A 23,559-nucleotide genomic window follows, 5' to 3' on the forward strand; every position below is an offset into this window, starting at 1 on the left:
CGCAGCGATTGCGGCGAGGCATCTCGCGGGCGGTGGGATCGCGCCGTGGTTTCACCCGATACCGGAGGCATCAAACGCGCGCAGCTACTACACGAGGCGCTGGACGCGGCGGGGATCGATGCGCGACGAGCATTTCATGAAAAGCGCCGCGTGGGCAACGTCGTCTCGGACGCGCTCTTCGCTGGCGACGTTACCAGTCGTGGGTGCTGGATTTTCAACGACAAGATAGCCATGTGGCGAGACCATGCTTCTGACGGCCAGCGCCTACCGCGCGCGCGGCGCCTCCGCCTTGCATCTGAATGCGACCCATACACTGAGGGACACCGCGGCGCTGGACTGGCTGGCGGCGGCAGGTTTGGCGGGACTGCATGTCACCGACGCCTCGGGTCTCCCAAAAGGAGCAAGAGAGACTTTGGGTTCGAAATTGAACGTTTTTCCAATGGCACCGCTACTGCCTCGGACGATCCTTGCTTTGACCGGTGGCCCAGCTGTTGCTGCTCCGGGCAGATCATTAAATTCACACGTCATCACGGTTAGACAATCAAACTAAAACGAGCAGAAACAAATCCGTGCAATAACAACGCATCATTGCTCCCCTGATCAACGACGACACAGGAGCGATTTCTGTGGCGCGCAGCGCTCGCCACGTCACTTGATGTTCGTCTTAACGCGTCAACCTGTCGTTCTGAATGCGCCGCTCGCGTTCAGATTTCACCCGCTGGGATCCCCTCGTCGGACTGTCGTCCCAGCCGGACCGCGACTTCGACGGTTTTTCCGTTAGTCGGAAACTCAACCGTCGCGCTGGAATGCATGCGGCCATCCACAGTGACCTCGACGGCGCCGCTGCCGAGGCCCTCCGGGTCATCGACCCGAAGCGAGATGGCCCCGGCTGGACCGCGGAGGCGAGCGCGGAAACCGCCCCAGCCCTTCGGCAGACACGGGGCGATGTGCAAAGCGCCCCCGACAAGCTCCAACCCGAGAATTGCCTCGATCCCCAGTCGCCAGGACCAGGCCGCGGCACCGGTATACCAGGTCCAACCCGCACGCCCCTCCAAAGGCCCCGCGCCTCCGATATCGGCAGGCATCACATAAGGCTCCGCGCGGTAGCGCTCGGCATCTTCCCGACAGGCACTGCGACGGATCGGATTGATCAGGTCGAAAATACGGTAGGCTTCCTCTCCATTCCCGAGCTTCGCATGTGCCATGCCGAGCCAAGTGGCGGCGTGGGTATATTGGCCGCCGTTCTCGCGCATGCCAGGTGGATAGGCCCGGATGTAGCCCGGATCGCGGGGCGTGCGGTCGAAGGGTGGCGTGAGGAGACGCACGAGGCGCAACTCTCGATCGACCAACCAATCCGACGTTGCGTTCATCGCCTGCAGGCTGCGATCCCTCGCGAGCCCGTCGGCCAGGACCGACCACGATTGGGCGATGCTGTCGATGCGGCATTCGTCGCAGTCCTGCGAGCCCCAGGGTCGACCGTCATCGTCAAAGGCACGCATATACCATGCGCCATCCCAGGCCGCATCGTCGACTGCCCGTTTCAGTTCTCTTGCTCGGCGTTGCCAATGCTCAACCTGGTCGTCGTGCCCGCCCAACCGGCCCAGGTCGGCGAAACCTTCCGCGCAATGGGAGGCAAACCAAGCCAGCCAAACGCTTTCTCCCCTTCCGTGATTGCCGACACGATCCATTCCGTCGTTCCAATCCCCAGCCCCGATCAGTGGCAGGCCGTGCCGCCCTGAGGTGACACCACGGATCAGCGCCCGACGGCAATGTTCGAAGAGAGGCGAGGCGTGTGCGCTGCGCGGGAAGGCTGCGTATCGATCGTCTTCGTCCTCAGTAAGTGGTGGTGCCGTGAGAAACGGAATCTCCTCGTCGAGAATGCCGACATCTCCGGTGGAGCGCACGTAGCGATGGGTGGCGTAGACCAGCCACAGCATGTCATCCGAGCAGCGCGTTCGCACGCCGCGGCCTTCCGGCGGATGCCACCAGTGCAGCACATCGCCCTCCTCGAACTGATGTCCGGCGCAGTCGAGAATATGGGCTCGGACGCGAGCGGGTTCCGAGAAGAGGAAGGCCATCATGTCCTGCAATTGATCGCGAAAGCCGATGCCACCGCCAGCCTGGTTGAACCCGGCGCGTGCCATAATCCTGGAAGAGAGCGCCTGATAAGGTAGCCAACGGTTCACCATCAGATCGAAGGCGGGATCGGGCGTCTCGACCGTCACCGCCCCTAACCGCTGGTGCCAAGCCGTGAGGGTCGCCTCCAAGGCTTGGGCTGCACGCCCGACATCGGACCATTCTATCGCGAGCGCTTCCGCATCCTCGATATTCGCGCCATCGCCGAGCAGGAAAACTACCTCCTCGCTGGCCCCCGGGGCGAGATCGAGATGGACCTGATATGCCGCGCAGGCATCGCGAATTGCATCGCATTTACCTCCGAGTGACCAACGTCGTAGCCCTTCGGGATGTTCGGCATCGTTGTCCGAGCCGTAGAACGCAGTCCGATCGCAGGTCAGGCTGTGCGCTGGATGGCTGGCGGCGAGAAACGCGACACGCGCAGCGAATTCCGGTTGCCAGCCGTTTCGGGCGATCAGCGCCCGGCTGGCCGCGTGATATGCACAGGTCACATGTGGCCGCGAGGCACTGGGCAACCCGCCGAGTTGCCATTCGGCGATATAGGTTGCGGTGATGCGGCGCGGACGGTCGGTGGTGTTGCGCAGCCGAAGGTAGGCGAGTTTCACTGACGCTTCGGGAGGCACGAAAACGGTGAGTTTCTGCTCGAGCCCTTGGCTTTTCCGCGTCCATTCGGTGCTACCGGTGCGGTGGACTGCTTCGCAAGGAGCTTCGTCTCCCGCGGGCAATGGCGTCGGTGTCCAGATTCTCGCTGTTTCCTCGTCTCGCAAATAAAGGGCTTCGCCCTGAGCATCAGTTACCGGATCGTTCGACCACGGCGTCAGTCGGTGCTCTCCGGCATTGAGGCTCCAGGTAAACCCGAGGCCTGCCTCCGAGACGATGGTGCCAAAGTGGTCATTCGCGAGCACGTTGCACCAGGGGGTCGGCGGAACGCGGCTGGCATCGAGGTGAATGACATAAGCGTCGCCATCATTTGAAAACCCGCCGTAACCATTTTCGAAGCGTAGCCCCTGCGCAGGGACTCGCGGTGGTTGGTTCTCTCTCTCTGGTTGGCCATCAGGCGTGAAAAGAGGCGACTTGTCGTGCAGTTCCTCCACCGATTGCAGCGCCTCTGTCAGCGTCTCGGCCGCTCCGTCGAGCACAAGCTGCGCCAATTCCTCGAGTGCGCGGCGCTGGGTCTTGGCAATGCGGTCGGCGCTATGCAGATGCACGCCTCCATCACCGCCTAGCCCCTCTGCCAGCCCCGCATCGCGCAGCGCGTCGCGTAATCGTGCATTGATCGGCTCCTCATAGCTGGATGCCCCTGTGCTCAGGATCACCAAATCTGCCCTCAACCCATGCCGATGCCACCATCGATGCGCGCGCACCGCAGCGGGTAAGAGCACCGCATGGTCGGCATCAGCAACCCGCACGAGCACGATTGGCAGATCGCCTGACAGCCCCAGCCCCCAGAGGTCCTGCTGACCTGGCAGGAAACCGGTCAGAGACTCGGCACGCTTGACAGGCGGTCGAACGAGTTCTGCGGCGGCCGCTTGAGCCGCGCGCAGCTCCGCACCGGATGCCCCGAGTTGATCCGCCTCGATCGCAATGCTGCGCTTGGCGTCCTCGAATGCCCAATCGAGCGTCTCGCCGCCGGAATAGCGGCTGGCAATTTCGATCGCGGTTTCGCGCGAACCAGCGGCGACAGTCATGAATGCCAGTTGCGCCCGTGCCCCCGGTGCGAGCCGAACCTTAGCCCGCAGCGCCGACGCCGGGTCAAGCGTCCAGCCCGCGGTCGCCTCCGGTGGGCGCTGCAGCCAGTCCAGTGGTTCGCTGCTACCGTAGCGACCAAGGATCGCACGGCGGTCGCTGTCGAAGCCGCCGAACTGCACCGCATTAGACCCACCTAGCAGCCGTTGGAGCATGACCGGCGGTCGGTCGGAGGGGCGGCGCGGGCGCCGGGTAAAGAGCAACGCATCGAGCCCGACCAGCGGCTCGCTCTGCACGAATAGCTTGCTGAAAGCAGGGTGCCGCTCATGGGAGGCGAACGAAGCTAGGGCAACTTCGGCATAACTCGACACCTCGATCTCGCGCGTGGTCTGACTCTCATTGACTAAGGTGACGCGGCGAAGCTCGACATCGTCTGCTTGGACGGTAACGATTTCCTGCGTTGCGGCGATCTCGTTCTTATGCAGGTGGAAGCTGGCTCGGTCAGGATAGAAGGTGATATCCACCGCTTGGGTGGACCTGCGGCGGAAATCCCAAATCATGCCGTTCTCGGCATCACGCAGGAACAGTCCAGCCCGGGCGGCGCGGCCGAGGTCGCCGGACCAGAGCGTTAAAGACTGCCCCTGCCACCACAGAGTGCTGTCTCCACCATCGCTGATCCAGGACGACAGGCGACCGTTGCCGATGACATGAAGCTGCGGCGCCCCGGTATCGGGCGCTGGCCAGCCATCCAGAGGGGGCACGGCCCGGCGCTCGAGTTCTGGAAGTGGCGGTGGGCCGGCATCGGGTAGCGGCTCTGGGACATATTCCCACGGCACCCTTTCCTGCAGCAGCATCTCCATCGCCGCGATCCGCGGGTCGCGGTTAAAGCGCCGCACGAGACTATCGCCTGTGAGCGCATTGTCGATAGCGGACAGCAACATCCCCTGATGATGAGCCATGAAGGTCTGCACCGGGGTGAAACGCGCGCCGGGGCTGCGTTCGGCGGTAAAATCGGCAGCGTCATAGAAGCCGTATCGCCCCTGCATCCCCATGGCATCCAGACGGCGCAGGTTGGCCACGGCGGTTGCCGGCGCCACGGCAAGCGCGAGCGCGCTGGCATAAGGCGAAACCACGTAGTCTTCATCGAGCCCGCGCTTCAGGCCCAGCCCGGGGACGCCGAAGGCGCGATACTGGTAACGATGCGAAGCATCGCGCGTGGCGAAGGCGGCTTCAGACACCCCCCAGGGCAGCCCCAACCGTTCGCCGTAGCGCTTCTGCACCGCGACGGCGGCCGCCTCGCTTTGCCCCAGGAGCCGCCCCGGACCGCTGCGCAATAGCAGCGCGGGCATGAGATATTCGAACATTGAGCCGTTCCAGGACAGCACGGTCAGGTCGCGACCGGGATGCGCCAGTGGTCGTCCAAGGTGGAACCAGTGCTCGACGGGGACATCTCCCTTGGCGATCGCAAAGTAGCTTGCCAGCCGCGCCTCAGAAGCCAGCAGGTCATAGCGGTGCTGGTCCATCTGGTCCTGGCTCAGGTTGTAGCCAATGAAGAACGTTCGGGTCTCGCGGTCGTAGAGCAGACCGAATTCCATCGCCAGAGCTAAGCGATGGGCATGCTCGGCGCTGACCGTGAGGCTGTCGCGAAGGGCGTTTCGCGCAGCCAGTCCGTCCTTCAACGCGGCACGAAGGGTGTCGTGCCATGGATCGGCCTCCCTCTTTCTAATCAGACCCCTTGCGGTCTCAATTGCGGTCTCGGTGTCCTCGAGGCGAAGATCGGGCGGCAGGACCTCGGCAAGCTGAGCGGCGAGTGCCTCCTGCCCGGATGGCGGCGCTGCGACAAGGGGCGTCCACGGGCAAAGCGTCTCGAGATCTCGAATGAAGCTGATCACATGGTGGATGCTGCGTTCGAGCCAGAGATGGATCTCTCGGGGATCCGTCGCCGGAGCGGCTTCGAGCGCGGCGGGAAGCTCCGCTGAGAGCGCGGGCAGCCCCGTGTCCCGCATGGCGCGGGCGCTCGCGACCCAGTCCTCCGGCCGGTCGCGAACCCGCGCCGCATCGGCGATCAGGTCGTCGAGAAGAGCGAGCAGCGGGGCGGAAGGTTGCGACGGCATTGCAGCGAGGGCATCGCGCAGCAGTCCGAAGCTGTCCGCAAGACCATCCCACGAAACAGATGACACCGGCGGACCTTGGGCCGCCTCCCGGCATCCCTCCGCGAGCGTCACCAAGGCCACTGCAAGGTTGCCGCTGTCGACGGTGGAGACATAGCGCGGCTCCAACGGTTCGAGGGTGCGGGTATCGAACCAGTTCAGGATATGACCGTGATAGCGCTCGAGCCGCTCAAGCGTGGCCAGCACATTGGCGGCTCGCGCGACGAGGGCGGGCAACCCGGAATGACCAAGGTCGAACGCAGAGAGCGTTGAAAGCAGCAGCATGCCGACATTGGTGGGTGAAGAGCGGTGAGCTATCTCTTCATGCGGCTCGGTTTGATAGTTGTCGGGCGGTAGCCAGTTGTCCTCCGGCCCTGCATAGGTCTCGAAATACAACCAGGTGCGACGCGCGAGGTGACGCAGGAAACGCTGGTCGTCACAACTCAGAGCTTCTTCAGGGCGATGCAGGGGGCGGGCGATCAGCTGCGCGATCTCGGGAGAGATCAGCCATAGGAGCAGAAGCGGCGCTGCACCGGGCAACGCTTCCGGGGCAAAAGCCGTCAGCGTGGCCGCCATAGCCACGGCCAATATCGGTGCGCCAGCCATCTCCTCCCAGGCACGCCTGCGATCCGCGCTGTCAGCGGTGGCGACATGGGCAGAGGATATCCATTCGAGCATCCGCCTGCGTGAGATCATCATTCTCCACAGCGCACGACAAATTGCGTCGAGCGAGACGAACGCTTCATGAGCCATGAAAACGACGGCAAGCGTCCAGCGCCGGGCGTGATCGAGGAACTGGCGCGTCCGCTCGCGCACTACGCCACGTCTGCGCCCGCGGATAAAGCCCGCAATGGCGTCTGTTATCAGGTAGACTCCCGGAGCGACTACGGTGAGCACAGACCACACAAACGCATCCGACGGCACGAGAAGCCAGCCGATCAGAGCGAGTAGCACCAGAACTGGCGGGATCAGGCTGCGGCGCAGGTTGTCGATGATTTTCCAGCGGTCGAGAGGCGAAAGCGGATTCTTGAATTGCTTTTCGCCGCGCCCGGGCACAGTGCGCTGGAGCCAGGGTAACAATTGCCAGTCGCCGCGTATCCAGCGGTGCCAGCGGCGGGTGAATTCTGGGTAGTTGCCCGGGAAATTCTCATAGAAAACGATGTCTGACGCGAGCGCGGCTCGCCCGTGCAGGCCTTCGAACAGGTCATGGCTGAGTATCGCGTTCTCCGGCACCCGCCCGCGCAGGCTCTGGCTGAATGCTGCGGCGTCATAGGCCCCCTTTCCCGTGAAAACGCCCTCGCCAAAAAGGTCCTGATAGACGTCCGACACCGCCCGGCTATAGATGTCGATCGCCGTGTCGCCAGTATAGAGCCGGGCGAAAAGCGAGGCCGAACCCGCCTCTGGCGAGATCTCGATCCGCGGCTGGATGAAGGTATAGCCCGAGATCACGCGCTCGCCTGTCGGATCGAATTCCACCCGGTTGAGCGGATGGGCAAGCGTGCCGATCAACCGGTGGATCGTGCCCGGCGGGGCGATGGTGTCTGCATCCAGCGTGACCACGAAGCGCACGACTCCAAGGGCGCCGGTATCGCCCTCGGTCAGGGGAAAGGCCGATATTACATCGCCATGAAGGAACGCATTGAATTCTTCGAGCTTGCCGCGCTTACGCTCCCATCCCATCCACACGCCTTCTGCCGGATTCCAGCGCCGCCGCCGGTGCATCAGAACGAAGGGGTGACCGGGGCCGTATCGCCCATTCAGCTTCCGGATGCCCTCGGTGAGAGCGTCTTCAACGTCCGCGTCTGATGACAGTGTTTCGTTAGCAGCGTCTGCCAGGTCGCTCAGGATCACGTAGTGCAGGCGCGGGTCGGGGTTGGTAAGCCAGTGCCGCTCGAGTTGGGAGATGAGCCTCGAAACCTCGTCTCGCGCGGCTATGATCACCGGCAGGACGACAGCCGTCTCGCAACCTTTCGGCAGGCCGTCACGGAAGTCGAGCTTGGGAAGAGTCCGGGGCGGGATCGTCTGAGTTACAAGCCAATTGACAACGGTGACGGCGATTATCGAGGCCGGCATGAGCGACAGGAGCGCGGTAACGATCGACGCGGTGACCGACGCGTTGTTCACAGCAAGCAACACCAGCGGCACGGTCATCGCCACCGCTCCCACCGCGATCAACGCGATGGCATAGGAGGCGCCCGCATGAGCCAGGACCCAGCGTCGCCACGCCGCCGCGGTATGTGCGCGAAAGCCCACCTGACGCTCCAATTGGCTGCGCCCGTCGCCGACAAGCCACCAGCCGACATGGTTGGCGCGGGACGCCCCGGTATGTGCGGCAGCCAGCAAGATGGCCTCATCCGCGACCCGTGTTTCGGACCAGTCCGAGCCCTCGGAAAGCTCCTCGGCCGCCTTCCGATAGCTATCGCGCGTATCGAAATCCATCGCGTCGTAGATACCTGCCGGATCCTTCCGAAGGATCGCCTCGACTCGGCTCGTCGCCTCGAAGACCTCCTCCCAAGGCACGCGCGAGATGGCCGAAAGCGCCATGATGGCACGCGAGACCGCCTCGGTCGGGTCGTGGGCCTCTCCGTAAGCGGCTCCGGGCGTCGCTCTGAAAGGAGGATCGATCTCCTCGATCAATTCAGAGAAAGCCACGACGATGGTCTCGAGGCAGGCGAGCCGCAACATCGCCGGAAAGGCCCAGAGTTCTGCGATCGTCAGGACCGCGCCGCGTTGAAAGGCGGTCAGGAACCTCTCTGCGGCCCCGAAATTTACCTGCATATGCGCAGCTTCGAGAAAGCCATGCGCAGCCAGAAATATCCGCGGCAGACCGCGGCATTCGGGCGTAGAGAGGCTGGGCAGGCGGCGATAGAAATCCGGCGGCATATCCGCCTGAACCTGGCGAACGGCGCGGCGAACATGATACTCGTTGTCGAGCAACCATTCGGCCGCCTTCGTCGCTGCCGGCGGCGGATGGATTGAACTGCGCTGGGCCCTGACAAGCCATTTCGGAATCGCATCAAGCTCGCCCCAGACCGGTGCGGGGCGCGGAGCGCCCGTGCAGATCAGGAGGTGCTGGCTTAGGCTCTCGGCAGCGTGGTCGAGCAGTTCCTCCGGCCCGCTTCCAGCTGTCCGATCCGCCGTCTCGGTCACACCGCTGCCCTTACCATACGTGATCGCCACGGCGCGGCCCGTGTCGCCCGCCGCGTCCCGGCTTCGGGGCGGCGCACCAGAAGCACGGGAACAGTTGCCGCCGAGATCAGGTATTCCGCCGTGCTGCCGATCGGCAGGTCAGGATGCGCCCCTTGGCCACGCGCACTGAGCACCACCAGACTGGCGGCTTCTTCGTTCACCGCGCGGGCGAGAGCCCGACGCGGGTCTTCGCCACTGAGCAGACGCACGCGCGTGCGCAACGAGTCGGCGGGCAACAGTCCCCGGATTCTGTCGAGATAGGCTTGGGCCACGCGTTCGTTTCGGTGGCACAGATCGGCACGCAAAGCCTCGTCATGGGCGTCGGGGGGGCTGTTTCCCGTAAGGCTGATGTCCGGCACCGCGTGCAACAGGACCAACTCGGCGCCCCGGCTCTGGGCGACGCGCAGGGCAATGGGTAACACGGCTTCCGCCCAGGTCGAGCTGTCGAGGGGCACCAGAACGCGCTCCCTGGACTTCTGTCGCGTCACGTCGTTGGCGGGAGTCTCGGGGACGATCAAGACAGAGCCTGCGGCGTGTTCGGCCACTTGGCGCACCGTGCTGCCGAGGCCCCATTCGGCCCAGGGGCCGCGTCCACCGACGCCCAGCACCGTCAGATCCACTCCGGATTCATGCGCCTTGCGGCAGATGCAGTCCGCAGTGGCTCCGCTCATCACTTCCGTGTGGATATCGGGCAGGGTGCCGATTTCACCGACAAGCCGACTAAGTTCGGCCTCCTCCTCTCGGCGACCGAGGTCCCAATCAACGGGATCGACCGGACGTCGCATAGGTTGCGTTCCGGCCTCCATCACCCGAAGCACCGTCAACTCGGCTCCCATGACTTCGGCAATGGACGCAGCCTCCGCGAGAACCTGACGCGACTGCGGCGAATGGTCGAGACAGGCCATCACGTGACGAAAATGCAAATACGAGTCTCTGGGGTGATCCATCGCACCCAACAAGTCGCGCGCCGAATTTGGGTGCAATTCTGGCATCGAAACCTCCTTGGCGAGATATCTTGTGTTAAGACGGTCCTTTACTGGCTTGCGACTTCCTTTTTACCAGATACGGAATGTGGGAACATTGACACAACGCAACGCGACGGAGGGGGCGCAGAGCGTGATCTGTCACTCGAATGGCGTCTCGTCTCTGTGATTGTCCGTCTCGGGTCCTGCTGGAAGGAGTGCCTGTCGTCATCGAACGATACTCCGATCTGGGGCCGATCGAGTTCGCGACACATTCGAAGGTAACGCATGATGCACGGCCTCGGATTTTTCGGCTGAGGCACGGACGATGTAGTAAAGCCTCTCGTTTCAGTGGAGTTGCCCGAAAATGCAATTTGCGTAGCGCTCAGTTTTCAACCACCGTCAGCACCGGACGCGGAGGCTACGTTTCTTAGGTTAGCCGGCCGCCTGCTCCGCCTACTACGAAGTGCGCTGAACCTATTATTGTTGGACCGCTCATCTCCCGACGGTCGCATCGATCGATTTGCTTACACAAAGTGAGCAATTGCCACGGCGAGCCCTGATTGGAACAATAATCAATATACTCTGAGTTCAACAGATAAGAGGGTATTGCCGTGACCAAGCTTATTTTGTGCGTCTTGATCCTCGTCGCAGGCACTATTGCGCATGCAGAGACAATACCCTCTCATCCAGGCAAATTGCCCAAACTCGACACCTCCAAATTGTCTCCGATCGAGGCCTGTGCGTGGTTCAAGAAACCCGGATACGACTATTGGTCAGTTCGCCTCGACCGGATCGAGGCTGCCAACCAAGTGCTGGCCAACACGGTGGCGCAAGAGGATGGTGCATCTATTCGAAATAGCATCCACTCGAGTTACACGAAATGGCTAGTCGGATCGCAAAACGACGAAACGGATATCCGCATAGCAAAGTTGAGCGCTTGCAAATGGGCCTTTGAACAAGCCGCAAAGGCCCGGGAAGACCAAATCCTGCCGATGGAGGCCACGGAAACCGAACGATTTCTCGCTGTTCATTACGACAAGGGTTAGTCGGGGAAATGACATATCTCTACGCGGGCAATGCCAAGCAGCTGCCGCCGCCCAAGACGGCACACATGACGCCTGAAGAATTGAGGCGCTTAGCATCACGGAGCGGTCCTCGAACTTCGAACACTCCAAACATGAAACCTCCGAAGCTCACCGGGTTCGACTCCACGCTCTCAGTGGTAAAATATTGGAGCCATTGTCTCGAAGATGATCTTGAAGGCGATGTTTTGGCCAGTCGCGCCAACAGCCTCAGGAAAGCTAAATTCCAAACCTTCGCTGAACATTGTTGGGCTCTGATAAAATGACGGTCTCTCGCCTTCTTGCAACCCTCCTTTTTGCACCAGCCTTAGGCATCTTGGTCCCCTCGCCCAGCTATTCCGCTGATATGATGCTAGGCCGCGCGGCCTTCATCAAGGAACGCTACGATCGCGCGGTGCCGGCATTTGAGGAGCTCTCTGAAGAGGGAAACGGCGAGGCCAGTTTCCTTCTCGGTCACATGTATCTTGAAGGCCTCGGAGTCCCGCCCGACGAAAAGCGAGGTGTGGAATATATGCGACTCGGAGCAAAGCAAGGATATGCCGAGGCTGCTTCCGCCGTCTGCAAGCACGAGTTCGAAACGGCTCTCAAAACTGGGAACTATCAACCGCTCATCGCCCCCTGCAGTCAGGCCTCTACATATATAGGGCCGACGCGTTCAATTGCCCCACTGGATCCGAGCTATCCCATCAGGTTCAACTCTGTTTTCCCCTTTATCTCGCGTTATCGGCTCGGCGTAGCCTACGACATGATGGGCGAAGAGAATTATGCCTTCATATGCTTTGCTTCGGCCTACGTCGTGCTTCAGGACACAGGCTACACCAACGAGAAACGGCACATGGAAAAGCGCGCGGCGTATTGGAATATCCTCGGTCATGCGGACAAGGCACTACCAGGCCGCCTCCCTGAATTTGATGAGACTGCGCCCGGCTGCGTCAACACAAGGCGTTGGCTTTTGTTTGATCAGCTCGATACGATAATGAAAATGGCTGCGCGCGGAACTTTTCAATAGACTGTCGCGAAAAGAGAGCGAGCTTCGGGAAGCGGTCAATGCCAGTGATCTGAATTGGCCCGCAGGGCATGGACGTTTCTTGCCCCAAATTTCAAGTCGAAGATTTCTCGCTGAGCCGCGCGCGGAGCAAACAGGAAGATGGCCTCGGCGAACTGAGACACTCATAGCTTCTACGGATCAGAACTCGATCTTCGAGGCGACACCGCATCTCGGAACTAAGCTGCTCGACACGTGCTGCCGAGCGTCTCCTGAAACCGGGCTATGGTGTTCTCGATAGCGTTCAGGTCGGTTGGCTCACTCCAAATATCCCAGATCAAAAAATCCTGGAGAAGGCGAGGCTGCGTCCGGTCAACTTATAACGCCCCAAGCCCACATTCGTGAGACCCCGCGATAGCTCGATCCGGCAAGAGCCCAGTCGCACTGTGACCCACTCTACAGGCTGGACGACGGCAGGATCCCCCCTGAGGCGTTCGCTCTATCTGAGGCGTGGTATTTCTCGATGGGTTTGCCGCTATTGCCTTCGGGGCACCTCCGTGGCACAAAACGGACACGAACGGAGCACCGCGCCGCAATACGGACCGGAAAATTCCCTTTGAAATCAAGGCTTAGCGGGGCGAACTTCAAGCCCTACCGCCGGAGCCAAATCTCTCGCAAGAGACTGATTTCAAAGAGAAAAGCCCAGAGCTCGCTCTGGGCTTTCTTTTTTCCGGCTTCCCAAAGGCACAAACGCGGCACGGACCGACGAAGGCCGCGGCACATGGCTCTGACGACGAACTGCCCGCGATGCTCGGCCGCGAACGCGTATCTCACTTTGCATCCCTGGCGAAATAAGCGGTAACCATTTCTAGGATGTCGCGCTCCTCCGAGACCCGTGCCAGTTCCTTCTTCAGCCGACAGATCTCGGCATCCGTCTCCGCGTCGCTAGCCGACGCTTTCGAGAACTTCTTCCTCCAGGGGCAGAGGGAGCATTGGCTCACACCCAAGCGCTCGGCCACCTCTCTGACCGGGTAGACCCTCTCCGTGATCTGCGCGACGGCATCTTGCTTGAAATCGTCGCACGATCCTGATCATCGGGAAGCAGGCGTATTCCTGAAGACGATCAGAGCCGAAATTTAGCTTTGTGCCGGAAACTTGATACAGACGCGCAGCCCGTCGGAGCCGTCCACGGTCAGCGTCGCGTCATGCTGGAACGTCAGGGTCCGGATCAGGCGCCAGCCGAGTGAATTCGACCGTTCCGGGCGCTCCGCATCCGACGGCAAGCCGATGCCGTTGTCAGAGACGACCAAGGCGATCCCGCTTTGCAGGTCGCCGGAGACGTCGACGCGAATGGTTCCGCTCTCCCTGCCGGTAAAGGCATATTTGAACGCATTGGTGATGAGCTCTCCGATGATGAGCCCAATGTCGATAGCGAGCTTGCTGTCGAGCATCAGCTCCGCGCAGGTCACCTCGATATTGGCGTCGAGGCTTTCGCCGCTGAACGCACGCTCCGAAGTTCTCGCGACTTCGGCAGCCATCTGCGCGAGATCCACCTTTCCGGTCTCCTTCCCGCGCTGCATCAATTCGTGGGCCTTGGAGAGCGCCCCGACACGGACTTCGAGTTCGGTCAGAACCTGCTGGGTCTCCGGGTGTTGGGCCCGCGACTTGCTCATACGAATGAGCGCGGCGATGAGCGCGAGGTTATTGCCGGTCCGGTGGTGTAGCTCCTGCATCAGCAGGTCGCGTTCGGTGATCCCCTCCGAGAGTTCGCGGTTCTGTTCGCTGAGGGCCGCTGTCGGGTCCTTCATGCTGAGATCGTTTAGCGCTTCTGTCGCCTGTTCGATGAGCCGGGCATCCGCCGACAGATTTGCCGACGAGCGGAAAACCGCCTCGATCCGAGTTCCTTCGTGACCGGTCTCGACATCGAAACGCGTTGCGATGCGCTGCACGCCGCGCAGTCCCAGCCCCATCCCCGTCGAGGAGGAAGGCGCCCCATCCGGCTGAAGTTTCTCCTTCGGGATGCCGCGCCCCTGGTCGGTCACGAGAAGCCCGAGTGCCGGTTTGCCTTCCACCTCGGTGAGCGAGAAGGTCGCGCGTCCCTTCTGCCCATGTTCGATTGCATTGCGACCGAGTTCGACGACGGCGGTGACGGCCCGTGTGCGCTCGAACGCGCCGAATTGCAGGACGTTGGTGAGCGTCATGGCGACATCGCGCAGCCGGGCCACGTCGGCGCTCTTCTCAAGGGTCACGGTGGTGAGTTTTGCCATGGTAACTGGTCGCCTCCCCGGTTTATGCGCATGACGACGATGCTCGCATCATCGCGCCCGCGGAACGCGCGATCCAGAAGAAATCCGGCGATCAACAGCGGGCTTTTCTTCAGCAATCCGGGCGGAAAATGCGCCTCCCGCAAGGTTTTCAAACCGTCGCTATGCAGGATCACCATGTCCCCCGCCTCCAGCTGCACGGCTTCCTCGTAGCCATGAGACGCCGCGCCACCGATGCGACCGTCGCGTACCGCCAGCCGCCTGATACCTTTCGCGCCGATCAGCAAGGTCGAGATATTGCCAAGCGCCGCGTAACGTAGCTCCATCTGCGGCTGTGCGACATGCATCAGAGCTACCACCGCCCCGCGTCGACCGACCAGCCGCTCGGTAATCTGGCGCATCAGCTTACCTGGCTCCGACGAAAGCCCGCCCGCGGCGCCTGCAGCTGCGATCACCTCGCTGGCGGCTTCGGCGGCGGCGGGGCCATGCCCAAGGCCGTCGCAGAGCAACACATCGGTCGCCCGCGGGGTCTGCCGGATCTGAAAGTCGTCGCCGCAGGTGTCTTCGTTCGGGTGGCAAACACGCAGCCCCACCGCTTCGACGCCGCAATCAGCACCGCTGCTTTTCCCGCCGAAGGTGCATACGATCGTCGTTCCGGTGTCCGGCGAACTGAAAATGTCGAACGTATCCGAGAGGCGCACGATCGCCCCGAGCCCGAGACCGGCGGAGTCAGTCGAGCTTTCGCCATCTTGGAACATCCGGTCGATATCCGAGATCCCCGGCCCTCGATCCGTGAAGATCATGTTGATGACGTCGGAACCGGGCTGGCGCACAAGTTCGATCAGGGCTCGCCCGCGCTCTGCGTAGCGCAGCATGTTGGTCGCGGCCTCCGTAGCCACGATCGCGAGTTCGCCGACGCGTGTCTCGGGAAGACCGATCGCGACCCCATGGCGCCGCGCGAGCCGCCGAACGACTGCCACGGCACTGCGATCATCAATTTCCACCCACTGGTTCATAGCTTCACGCTCATGGAAACGGTTGTGCCCTTGCCGGGGGCAGAGCGGACCTCGAACCCGTGTGAAAGGCGCTTGGCGCCGCCGAGCCCTCTGCCGAGGCCTCCCGCGGTCGTGTAACCGTCGGACATGGCCAGCGTTACGTTTTCGATTCCCGGCCCCTCGTCGCGGCATTCGACGCGCAGATACTCGGAACGGTCGTCGAGATAAATTGAAATCTTGCCGCCGCCTCCGTGCACGATTGCGTTGCGAGTGATTTCGCTCACAGCCGTCGCAAAACGGGTGATCCGCACCGCCGACAGCCCGCGCTCCTTGAGAATTCGAGCGACGGCCTGACGCGCAGCGACCACATCGCGGCTGGTCGCAAGCGTTATCTCCGCGACGGCTGGTCTGCTGGATGTTTCGTTTGGATCAGGCACGCCGCAACTGAGTGAGTGCATGGGTCAGGCTGAGCGCCGTGCGGGTCTCGGGCAGATACATCCCCAGTTCGACCAAGGTCACCGCAACCGCTGGACGCATCCCGACAACGTAGGTTTCCGCGGCCAGCAGCTTGGAAATGCCAGCGAGCTGGGCAATGACGCGCCCGACGAAGGTATCGACGATCTCCAGCGAACTGATGTCGAGGATCACGCCCTTGACGTTCTCCTTGGCGATCCGGTTGGAGAGCGTGTCCTGCAGTTCCACGATTTCCGTATCGGTGACGTCGTCCTGAATGGAGACCAGAAGCGCGTTCTCGACCAGGTTTATGGACGTCACACCCGACACGTCAGGAGACCTCGCTGGTTTTGATGACGTAGCCGACCTTCTGCAATGCATCGGCCAGGGCCGTGCGGATGCTGGACCGGGTGGACACGGTGCCCACGTCGATGCCGAGCTGCACCATGGTCTGCGCGATCATCGGGCTGATGCCGCTGATGATGCATTCCGCGCCCATCAGGCGCACGGCGGCCGCGGCCCGCAAAAGGTGCTGCGCCACCTGCGTGTCGACCGTGCCGACACCGGTAATGTCCATGATCACCACCTCGGCCTGCCGCTCGAGAATGGTCTGCAACAGGTTCTCCATGACCTCCTGCGCCCGGGCGGAATCCAGAGTGCCGATCAGCGGCAGCGTGAGAACGCGATCCCAGAGTTCGACCACCGGGGTCGACAGCTCGAGCATTTCCTGACGTTGGCGCTCTATGATCTGGTCGCGCTCGCCGATGAAGATCTCGTTGGTGTAAATCGCGAAAGCATCGACGAGACGGGTCACCATCAGCACGTCGCTGATAAGCTTCCCGCTTTCGACATCCGTCATCGCCTCGAGCCGCTTGAACAGCGGAGCTTTGAGGGCGAGCACGAATGTCGCCATCTCGGTCGGCGTGACGCCACGGCCGACGCGCTCCTTGCTGACGTCTGCGAGGACGGCACGCAGGTCTTCCCATTCGTCGTCGTCCAGGCTGAACTCTTCGTTTACGACGCCGGCACGGATACCCTTGGTGAAGGCTTTCAGAAGTTCCTGGTTCTGCGCACGACTCTCGGAGTCGGAGAACAGGTCCGAGCGTTTCACGCCCTCTTTCACCTGAGTGCCAAGCCACTCCTCGACGACACCTGAGAAATCAGTTTCGAGTATGGTCAGGATATTTGCCGTCGCTGTCTGCGGCATGTGCAGGAACTCCCGTTCTTATGAATAAAACAGGTAAGCCAATTAGCTGCGGCAAAGTCAACGCATGGTCTTCAATCTTGCCCCGAGGACAAGCCCCTGATCGTCGACGTCCACGGGCACTGCGATCTTGCAAACCGGTCAATGGAACCGACGTCCCTGTGACTCGAAATCGCAAAAGCGAATGCGCCGAACACCGTTCGTGACGAACCGCATCACTCAGCTGAGCCCAGAGAGCCTCTTCACGCGATGCACCATCTCGTCGAAATCAAACGGTTTCAAAAGGACTTCGGCGTCGACCTGAGCCGGCCCTGTCGCGGCCTCTTCGTCATATCCGGTCATGAATATGATTTTCAGGTCTTCGCGGGACTCTTTCGCCCGGGATGCGAGTTCACGACCCGTCATCCCGCCGGGCAAGCCGATATCCGTCAGCAGAACCGACACCCCCGGCTGTTCGTGCAGCAACGCGAGGCCGTCAGCCGCGTTCCCGGCTTCGTAGACAGTGAACCCAGCCTCTTCCAAGGCCTCCACCACGACGAAGCGCACGATGACTTCGTCATCGACCACGAGGATCGAGTGATCGGCGCTCGCGGCCGGAGCCTCTGCCACCGGACGCTGCGCAGTGGGGAACTCGATCGCCGCCGTAGAGCGCGGCAGAAAGATGTTCACTGTCGTTCCCACACCGCAATCGGCTTCGATCGTAGCGCATCCGCCGCTTTGCCGCGCAAACCCATAGACCATCGAGAGGCCCAAGCCGGTGCCTTTACCGCTGGGCTTGGTGGTAAAATAAGGATCGAACGCTTTCGATATCTCTTCTGCGGACATCCCCGTTCCGGTGTCACGCACGGAAAGGCGCAGGTAGTTACCGGGCTGAAGTTCCGAATGTCCATCTTGTATGACTTCGTTGGCCGTGCTGATCGTGATCGTGCCACCGTCGGGCATGGCATCGCGCGAATTGATGCAAAGATTTAGCAGCGCACTCTCGAGCTGGTTCGGATCGACCATCGCGGGCCAAGGCGCTGCGCTGTGCTCCGTTCTGATCAAGATGTGCGGCCCGATCGTGTGCCGCAACAGGTCCTCCATACCGTGCACCAGCTGGGGTACGTCGGTGGGCTTGGGCATGAGCGACTGCTGACGCGAGAAGGAAAGCAAGCGCTGGGTGACGCCTGCGGCACGTTCGGTCGACGATTGCGCGGCTTCCAGATAACGCAGGATTTCCTCGGGACGCCCGTCTTCAAGGCGCTTCGCGACGAATTCGAGGGATCCCGAAATCGCGGTGAGGAGATTGTTGAAGTCGTGAGCGAGACCGCCGGTCAATTGCCCCACGGCCTCCATTTTCTGGGCCTGCCGGAGTTTCTCCTCCTGCTGCATCAGTTTCGCGGTCTGCTCTTCGACGCGCTGCTCCAGAGTCTCATTCAGCTGAGACAGCGCCGCGGCCGCCTTGTCGCGCTCCTCGAGAATGGCGCGCCGATCATCGAGATCCATCAGAACGCCTGCGAAAATGCGCGGTGTTTGCGATTCCATCCGGCCGTTGGCTTCGACCCAGTGATAGCGCCCGTCGGCCCGCCGGACACGGAACTGATGCGCGTAAGGCGTCGTCTGCTGCGTCGCGCGGTCGATCGCCGCCATCAGACCCGGCTTGTCGTCCTCGTGCACGTTTACGACAATCTGCTCGATGGTCAGGCCTTCGACAGCCCGCGCGGGGTCGAGCCCCATGCTGCGGGAAAAGTCGTCATCGAGGTCGAAGGTTTCGCTGTCGAGATACCAGACCCAAGTGCCCAGGATCGCCCCGGCCGAGAGCGCTCGCGCGACGTGACGCGCGTTCTTTTCCGCGCGCCGCTGGCTTTCGCGTAGCTCGCGCTCCTTCTGTTTGCGATCCGTGATATCGCGAAAGAGAACCGCGACCTGAGCTTTGCTTGCGGGCTCCACCCGCCTCGCAGAGACCTCGATGTGCCGCCCGACCTCAACGAATTCGCGCTCGAACCTCAGAGGCTCCCCGGTTCTGAGCACTTCGCCGTAGATTTTCACCCACTCGTCCCCATCTTGCGGAGCGACATCGAAAACGGTCTTGCCGACAATGCCGTCAATCCCGGTATGCCTCTCGTAACCGGAATTGGCTTCGATATGGACGTAGTCGCTAAGTGGTCCTCTGGGACCGTCGATGAACTGGATGACGCAGAACCCGTCATCGATCAACTCCATCAAGGCCTTGTAGCCAGCGTCAGGAGCAGTTTGGTCCTCGGCGCCGCGTGCTCCCGGCATCAAAGCGTCTTGCGAATTCACTTAATCGGTCCAATGCAGATTGGGTTTTCTGAACGAGCGCAATAGTTAGAGCTTTTTGTGAATCTTACAAACAGCATTTGGCCCAAATGGGGCAGAAACAAAAGCACGCAAAAACGCCCCGCCAACACTCATCCAGCAGCTAATCTCGCGCGACAAATGTGGGAAGGGCCATTTGGCACGCGTTAACCCACAACGCCCATGATCCCGAGAAGGCGCGGCGCATCAACGCAGTGACAGGTTGCGCCGTGCTGGCCGAGGCTAGGGCAATCATCCCCAAGTCAGGCCGGTTGCCCGGTGTCGACGGCAAGGCCAAAATGTCGAAATCCGGTGATAATGCCATTGCGCTGTCCGCATCGCCGGAGACGATCCAAAGCGCGGTTCGGGCGATGTTCACCGATCCGAGCGACCTGCGTGTCGAAGATGCGACCCGCTGCCTCGCGCTCAAGCTCTTGCAAGGCTTTGCCCCCGTGATCGCCGCAGCTTCGTGGCAATCTCTTCCGGCTTGTGTCGCTTCGTAGCCATGCTGATCCTCCGTTTCCCTAAAGATAACGGCGGACCGCTTCATTGGGGGAGGATCAACGGACGCATTCGCGCTGTTCCAAACCGCCCCGCCCATGCGATGCTGACGCCAAGATGCGGATCGCGAGCCTCAACACCCAAAACATGCGCCTGCTACCGAACCGGGAGCTAGGGCGGCTGCATGGGGCTTGGGACAGCGACGACCCCGAGGACCCACGCCTCGATCCGATCGACCGGCGGTTGACGGCCGATCTGCTCGCCGGGATCGACGCCGATCTGGTCGCGCTGCAAGAGGTGTTCGACCTCGCGACCCTGGAGCACTTCCACGCGCGCTACCTGCTGCCCACCGGCACACGGCCTTACCCCGAGCGGGTCTGCCTGCCGGGCAATGACGGGCGCGGGCTCGATTTGGCGGTGCTGTCGCGCCGGAAGCTGGGAGCGGTGCGCAGTCACGCCGCGCTGACGCCGGGCGATCTGGGGCTGGATCTGCCCGAGGGCGTCGATCCCGAGATGCCAATCTTCCGGCGCGATTGCCTGATGGTCGAAGTGGGCGCGCTGACGCTGTTCATCACGCATTTCAAATCGCCCTACCCCGACGAGGCCGCCGCCTGGCGCACCCGGCACCTCGAGGCGCTGGCGACGCGGGCGCTGATCGAGCAGCACTTCGACAATCCGGCCGAAGCGCTCTGGCTGATCCTTGGCGATCTCAACGAACCCGACGACTCCGAGCTACCTCTGCCCCGCGCGACGGCGCCGCTTGAACACGGGTTCAGCGTGGATCTGATGGCGCGGATGCCCCGGCCCGAACGCTGGACCTATTACGACCCCCATTCGGCGCGCTACCATTGCCCCGATGTGCTGTTCGCCTCGCCCGCGCTCGCCGCGCGCTACCCCGATGCGGTGCCGCGTATCTTGCGCAAGGGCTTGGGCACCGAGGCCGCCCGCTATCAGGGCGAGCGCCTGCCCGGCATCGGCCGCCACCGCCCCCATGCAAGCGATCACGCGGCCGTCGCGATCGACCTGCCGGGGCTGTGAGCGCGGCTAGAGCTCGAAGCTCTGATGCAGCTCGGGCATAACGACCTTCGCCGGGTCGAGCCCTTTCGCGAAGACCTCCATCGACTTCTTCTCGCCATGCACGAGGAAGATCTTTTCCGGGTGGCGGGTGCGGGCCAGCCAGCGTTTCAGATCGCTCTGGTCGGCATGGGCGGAAAAGCCGTTGATCGTGTGGATCTGCGCACGCACCGGGATCTCCTCGCCGAAGAGTTTCACATGTTTCGCCCCGTCCACGATGATCCGCGCGAGCGTCCCTTCGGCGGCGTAACCCACGAAGATCACCGCGCTTTCTTGCCGCGCGAGATTGTGGCGCAGGTGGTGGCGCACGCGCCCGCCCGTGCACATCCCCGAACCCGCCATGATCACCGCGCCCGAGCGGATCTCGTTGAGTGCGATCGAATCCTGCGTCTCGCGGGTGAAATGCAGCTCGGGCAGCTGGAACGGGTCGCGCCCCTTGTGGATGATATTGGCCAGTTCCGGGCGCAGCGCCTCGTCATGGCGCGCGAAGATCCGGGTCGCGGAGATCGCCATCGGAGAGTCGAGGAACACCCGCAGCGATTTCTCGATCTCGCCCGAGGCCATCCCCTCGCGCAGGAACCACAGCAACTCCTGCGCACGCTCCAGCGCGAAGGTCGGGATGATGACATTGCCGCCCCGCCCCGTGGTCGCGCGGATCGCGGCGAGGAATTCCGCGATCGAGGCCTCGAGCCCGCGATGGTCGCGCTCGCCATAGGTGGTTTCCATCACCACGATATCTGCATCCTCCGGCGGGTCGGCATCGTTGAGAAGCGGACGATTGTCGGGGCCCAGATCGCCCGAGAACAGAACCTTTCGGCTGCGGCCATGCTCGGTCAGGTCAAGCCGGATCGAGGCCGAGCCGAGGATATGGCCCGCGTCGAAAAAGGTCGCCTCGATCCCGTCAAACAGCGATAGCGTCTTGCGATAAGTCGCGTTGCGCCCGAACCGATCGACCGCGTCGAGCGCATCCATCGTGTCGTAAAGCGCCTCACGCGACCCGCCGCGCCGCCCATGGCGGTGATGACGGCGCGCCTCTTCCTCTTGCAGATGCGCCGCGTCGAGCATCACCAGTCGCGCCAGATCGCGCGTGGCCGAGGTCGCGATGATCTCGCCCTTGAAGCCGCGCTTGACCAGAAGCGGGAGCCGCCCGCAGTGATCGAGATGGGCATGGGTCAGCAATACCATGTCGATCTCTGAGGGCTCGAAGCCGAATTTCGCGGCGTTGTCTTCGACCAGTTCCGAGCGGCCCTGGAACATGCCGCAATCGATCAGGATCTTGCGCCCCGCGCATTCGACGAGATGGCAGGAGCCCGTCACCTCATGCGCGGCACCGTGAAATGAAATCTTCATCCTCTCCTCCCATTGGTTCGTCGATATTGCGACCGAACTGCGCATACCAACGCCCGATATCCTCCCAGATCTCCTCGGCGCTTTCGGCATACCAGAACAGGTCGCGGTCCTCGGGGTCGATCACCCCCTCCTCCACAAGGAAATCCGGATCGAAGACCCGGCTCCAATACTCGCGCCCGACAAGGATCACCGGCAGCGGGCGGATCTTGCGGGTCTGGATCAGCGTGAGCGTCTCGAACAGTTCGTCGAGCGTGCCATAGCCGCCCGGAAACACCACGAGCGCCCGCGCGCGCATCAGGAAATGCAGCTTGCGCAGGGCGAAATAGCGGAAGCGGAAACACAGGCCGGGCGTGATGTAGGGGTTGGGGAATTGCTCGTGCGGGAGCGTGATATTGAGCCCCACCGTGCGCGCGCCCGCATCATAGGCGCCGCGATTGGCGGCCTCCATCATCCCCGGCCCGCCGCCGGTGACGATCACCAGCCGGTTGCCATGCGGGCCCTCGCGCGCACCGACGATCCGGCCAAATTCGCGGGCGACGTCGTAATAGCGACTTTTCGCGGCGACGCGTCTGGCAATCTCGACGCGTCGCGTCAGATCGTCATTGCCCGGATCGGCCGCGCTGCGGGCCTCCATCTCGGCCAGCTTCTCATGCGCGGCTTGCGGTTCGGGGATCCGGGTGCCGCCGAAGACCACGATCGAATGGGCGATGCCCTGTTCGCGCAGCAGCGTCTCGGCCTTCTGGTAATCGAGCTGCAGGCGCGCGCCGCGCATGTCGTCGCGGTTGAGGAAATCGACATCCTCATCGGCCTGCAAGTAATTCGGATGCGCCATGATCTCGCGGGTCAGATCGGGGGCGCGGACATCCTCGTGGCTGGGCTTGGGCTCGCACCACGGCAGATCGACCTCGCGCGCCACGTCATCGGCGGGCTGGGGCTTGGTGCGTTCCCCTTCGATTGTCTCCGACATCGGCTCCTCCTCGATTACCGAACCGGCGGGCTTGCGGTGGCAAGCTCCACGATCTCCTCGGTGATTTCGTCCTGCCGCAGGCTGCGCGAGGTTTGGATCAGCTCGGTCAGCGTGTCGGAGGTATTGTCATGAGCGGCGATCATTGCGCGCATCCGGGCCTTGTCAACGGCGGAGTAAAATCCGGCCACGGTAGCGGCGGGGTGCTCCTGCTGCGGGCGACGGTGAAATCGCTAGGCCGACCCTTCTATCAACCCGGGAGA

Annotated in this window: 15 protein-coding genes and 1 pseudogene; 4 read left to right on the forward strand and 12 right to left on the reverse strand. The window is 62.3% G+C overall.

The window, feature by feature from the left end:
* Positions 1-704: 704 nt before the first annotated feature.
* Both B6V74_RS00230 and B6V74_RS00235 read right to left on the reverse strand, forming a co-directional pair.
* Complete coding sequence (locus B6V74_RS00230) at positions 705-9,152, reverse strand: glucoamylase family protein (protein ID WP_240497021.1); 8,448 nt, start codon at positions 9,150-9,152, stop codon at positions 705-707.
* Positions 9,119-10,084: a universal stress protein gene (locus B6V74_RS00235; RefSeq protein ID WP_168184159.1), complete on the reverse strand. Its 966-nt coding sequence runs from the start codon at positions 10,082-10,084 to the stop codon at positions 9,119-9,121. Before B6V74_RS00235 ends, B6V74_RS00230 begins: the two co-directional genes overlap by 34 nt.
* 653 nt (positions 10,085-10,737) lie before the next feature.
* Here B6V74_RS00235 and B6V74_RS00240 point away from each other — a divergent pair.
* Positions 10,738-11,172 (forward strand): hypothetical protein, encoded by a 435-nt coding sequence (locus tag B6V74_RS00240; RefSeq protein ID WP_088721639.1) that lies wholly within the window; start codon positions 10,738-10,740, stop codon positions 11,170-11,172.
* Between the two features lie 298 nt (positions 11,173-11,470).
* Positions 11,471-12,217 carry an SEL1-like repeat protein gene (locus B6V74_RS00245; RefSeq protein WP_146694503.1) on the forward strand — a complete coding sequence of 249 codons (747 nt, stop codon included), beginning with the start codon at positions 11,471-11,473 and terminating at the stop codon, positions 12,215-12,217.
* A 741-nt stretch (positions 12,218-12,958) separates the two neighbouring features.
* On the opposite strand, the pseudogene B6V74_RS00250 reads toward B6V74_RS00245, so the two are convergent.
* The 7 genes and pseudogenes from B6V74_RS00250 to B6V74_RS00280 form a co-directional block, all read right to left on the reverse strand.
* Positions 12,959-13,242: pseudogene (locus tag B6V74_RS00250) on the reverse strand (transposase); the annotation flags it as partial.
* A gap of 87 nt (positions 13,243-13,329) precedes the next feature.
* On the reverse strand, positions 13,330-14,460 hold the full coding sequence (locus tag B6V74_RS00255) for an ATP-binding protein (protein ID WP_088721641.1): 1,131 nt from the start codon (positions 14,458-14,460) through the stop codon (positions 13,330-13,332).
* Positions 14,439-15,473: an ATP-binding SpoIIE family protein phosphatase gene (locus B6V74_RS00260; protein ID WP_088721642.1), complete on the reverse strand. Its 1,035-nt coding sequence runs from the start codon at positions 15,471-15,473 to the stop codon at positions 14,439-14,441. The genes B6V74_RS00255 and B6V74_RS00260 overlap by 22 nt, the downstream gene beginning before the upstream one ends.
* Positions 15,470-15,889, reverse strand: a complete 420-nt coding sequence (locus B6V74_RS00265; protein ID WP_240497022.1) for an ATP-binding protein — start codon at positions 15,887-15,889, stop codon at positions 15,470-15,472. Before B6V74_RS00265 ends, B6V74_RS00260 begins: the two co-directional genes overlap by 4 nt.
* Positions 15,882-16,226 (reverse strand): STAS domain-containing protein, encoded by a 345-nt coding sequence (locus B6V74_RS00270; RefSeq protein WP_232621759.1) that lies wholly within the window; start codon positions 16,224-16,226, stop codon positions 15,882-15,884. Before B6V74_RS00270 ends, B6V74_RS00265 begins: the two co-directional genes overlap by 8 nt.
* Before the next feature lie 10 nt (positions 16,227-16,236).
* Positions 16,237-17,112 carry an STAS domain-containing protein gene (locus B6V74_RS00275; RefSeq protein ID WP_075774712.1) on the reverse strand — a complete coding sequence of 292 codons (876 nt, stop codon included), beginning with the start codon at positions 17,110-17,112 and terminating at the stop codon, positions 16,237-16,239.
* Positions 17,113-17,328: 216 nt separating this feature from the next.
* Positions 17,329-19,371, reverse strand: coding sequence for an ATP-binding protein (locus B6V74_RS00280; RefSeq protein ID WP_088721643.1), 2,043 nt, complete (start codon positions 19,369-19,371; stop codon positions 17,329-17,331).
* A 179-nt stretch (positions 19,372-19,550) separates the two neighbouring features.
* On the opposite strand from B6V74_RS00280, the gene B6V74_RS19105 reads away from it, so the two are divergent.
* Both B6V74_RS19105 and B6V74_RS00290 read left to right on the forward strand, forming a co-directional pair.
* Positions 19,551-19,910 carry a hypothetical protein gene (locus B6V74_RS19105; RefSeq protein WP_240497023.1) on the forward strand — a complete coding sequence of 120 codons (360 nt, stop codon included), beginning with the start codon at positions 19,551-19,553 and terminating at the stop codon, positions 19,908-19,910.
* Positions 19,911-20,025: 115 nt separating this feature from the next.
* Positions 20,026-20,946, forward strand: a complete 921-nt coding sequence (locus B6V74_RS00290; RefSeq protein ID WP_088721644.1) for an endonuclease/exonuclease/phosphatase family protein — start codon at positions 20,026-20,028, stop codon at positions 20,944-20,946.
* A 6-nt stretch (positions 20,947-20,952) separates the two neighbouring features.
* Here the strand turns inward: B6V74_RS00290 and B6V74_RS00295 are convergent, their stop codons facing one another.
* From B6V74_RS00295 to B6V74_RS00305, 3 genes are read right to left on the reverse strand one after another with little or no spacing between them, the layout of a single operon-like run.
* Positions 20,953-22,332 (reverse strand): MBL fold metallo-hydrolase, encoded by a 1,380-nt coding sequence (locus B6V74_RS00295; protein WP_088721645.1) that lies wholly within the window; start codon positions 22,330-22,332, stop codon positions 20,953-20,955.
* Positions 22,301-23,299 carry an LOG family protein gene (locus B6V74_RS00300; RefSeq protein WP_088721646.1) on the reverse strand — a complete coding sequence of 333 codons (999 nt, stop codon included), beginning with the start codon at positions 23,297-23,299 and terminating at the stop codon, positions 22,301-22,303. The genes B6V74_RS00295 and B6V74_RS00300 overlap by 32 nt, the downstream gene beginning before the upstream one ends.
* Before the next feature lie 14 nt (positions 23,300-23,313).
* Entirely contained in the window at positions 23,314-23,442 is a 129-nt protein-coding gene (locus B6V74_RS00305) for a F0F1 ATP synthase subunit gamma (RefSeq protein WP_206185165.1), read from the reverse strand.
* Between the last annotated feature and the right edge of the window lie 117 nt (positions 23,443-23,559).

The organism is Thioclava sp. F42-5, assembly GCF_002213195.1.
GTDB lineage: Bacteria > Pseudomonadota > Alphaproteobacteria > Rhodobacterales > Rhodobacteraceae > Thioclava > Thioclava nitratireducens.

What these genes read in the sequence shown, in the direction of transcription:
- B6V74_RS00290 (WP_088721644.1), top strand. Translation starts at nt 20,026, where the DNA reads ATGCGGATCGCGAGCCTCAACACCCAAAACATGCGCCTGCTACCGAAC.
- B6V74_RS00255 (WP_088721641.1), bottom strand. Translation starts at nt 14,460, where the DNA reads ATGGCAAAACTCACCACCGTGACCCTTGAGAAGAGCGCCGACGTGGCC.
- B6V74_RS00245 (WP_146694503.1), top strand. Translation starts at nt 11,471, where the DNA reads ATGACGGTCTCTCGCCTTCTTGCAACCCTCCTTTTTGCACCAGCCTTA.
- B6V74_RS00300 (WP_088721646.1), bottom strand. Translation starts at nt 23,299, where the DNA reads ATGTCGGAGACAATCGAAGGGGAACGCACCAAGCCCCAGCCCGCCGAT.
- B6V74_RS00295 (WP_088721645.1), bottom strand. Translation starts at nt 22,332, where the DNA reads ATGAAGATTTCATTTCACGGTGCCGCGCATGAGGTGACGGGCTCCTGC.
- B6V74_RS00260 (WP_088721642.1), bottom strand. Translation starts at nt 15,473, where the DNA reads ATGAACCAGTGGGTGGAAATTGATGATCGCAGTGCCGTGGCAGTCGTT.
- B6V74_RS00275 (WP_075774712.1), bottom strand. Translation starts at nt 17,112, where the DNA reads ATGCCGCAGACAGCGACGGCAAATATCCTGACCATACTCGAAACTGAT.
- B6V74_RS00280 (WP_088721643.1), bottom strand. Translation starts at nt 19,371, where the DNA reads ATGCCGGGAGCACGCGGCGCCGAGGACCAAACTGCTCCTGACGCTGGC.
- B6V74_RS00305 (WP_206185165.1), bottom strand. Translation starts at nt 23,442, where the DNA reads ATGATCGCCGCTCATGACAATACCTCCGACACGCTGACCGAGCTGATC.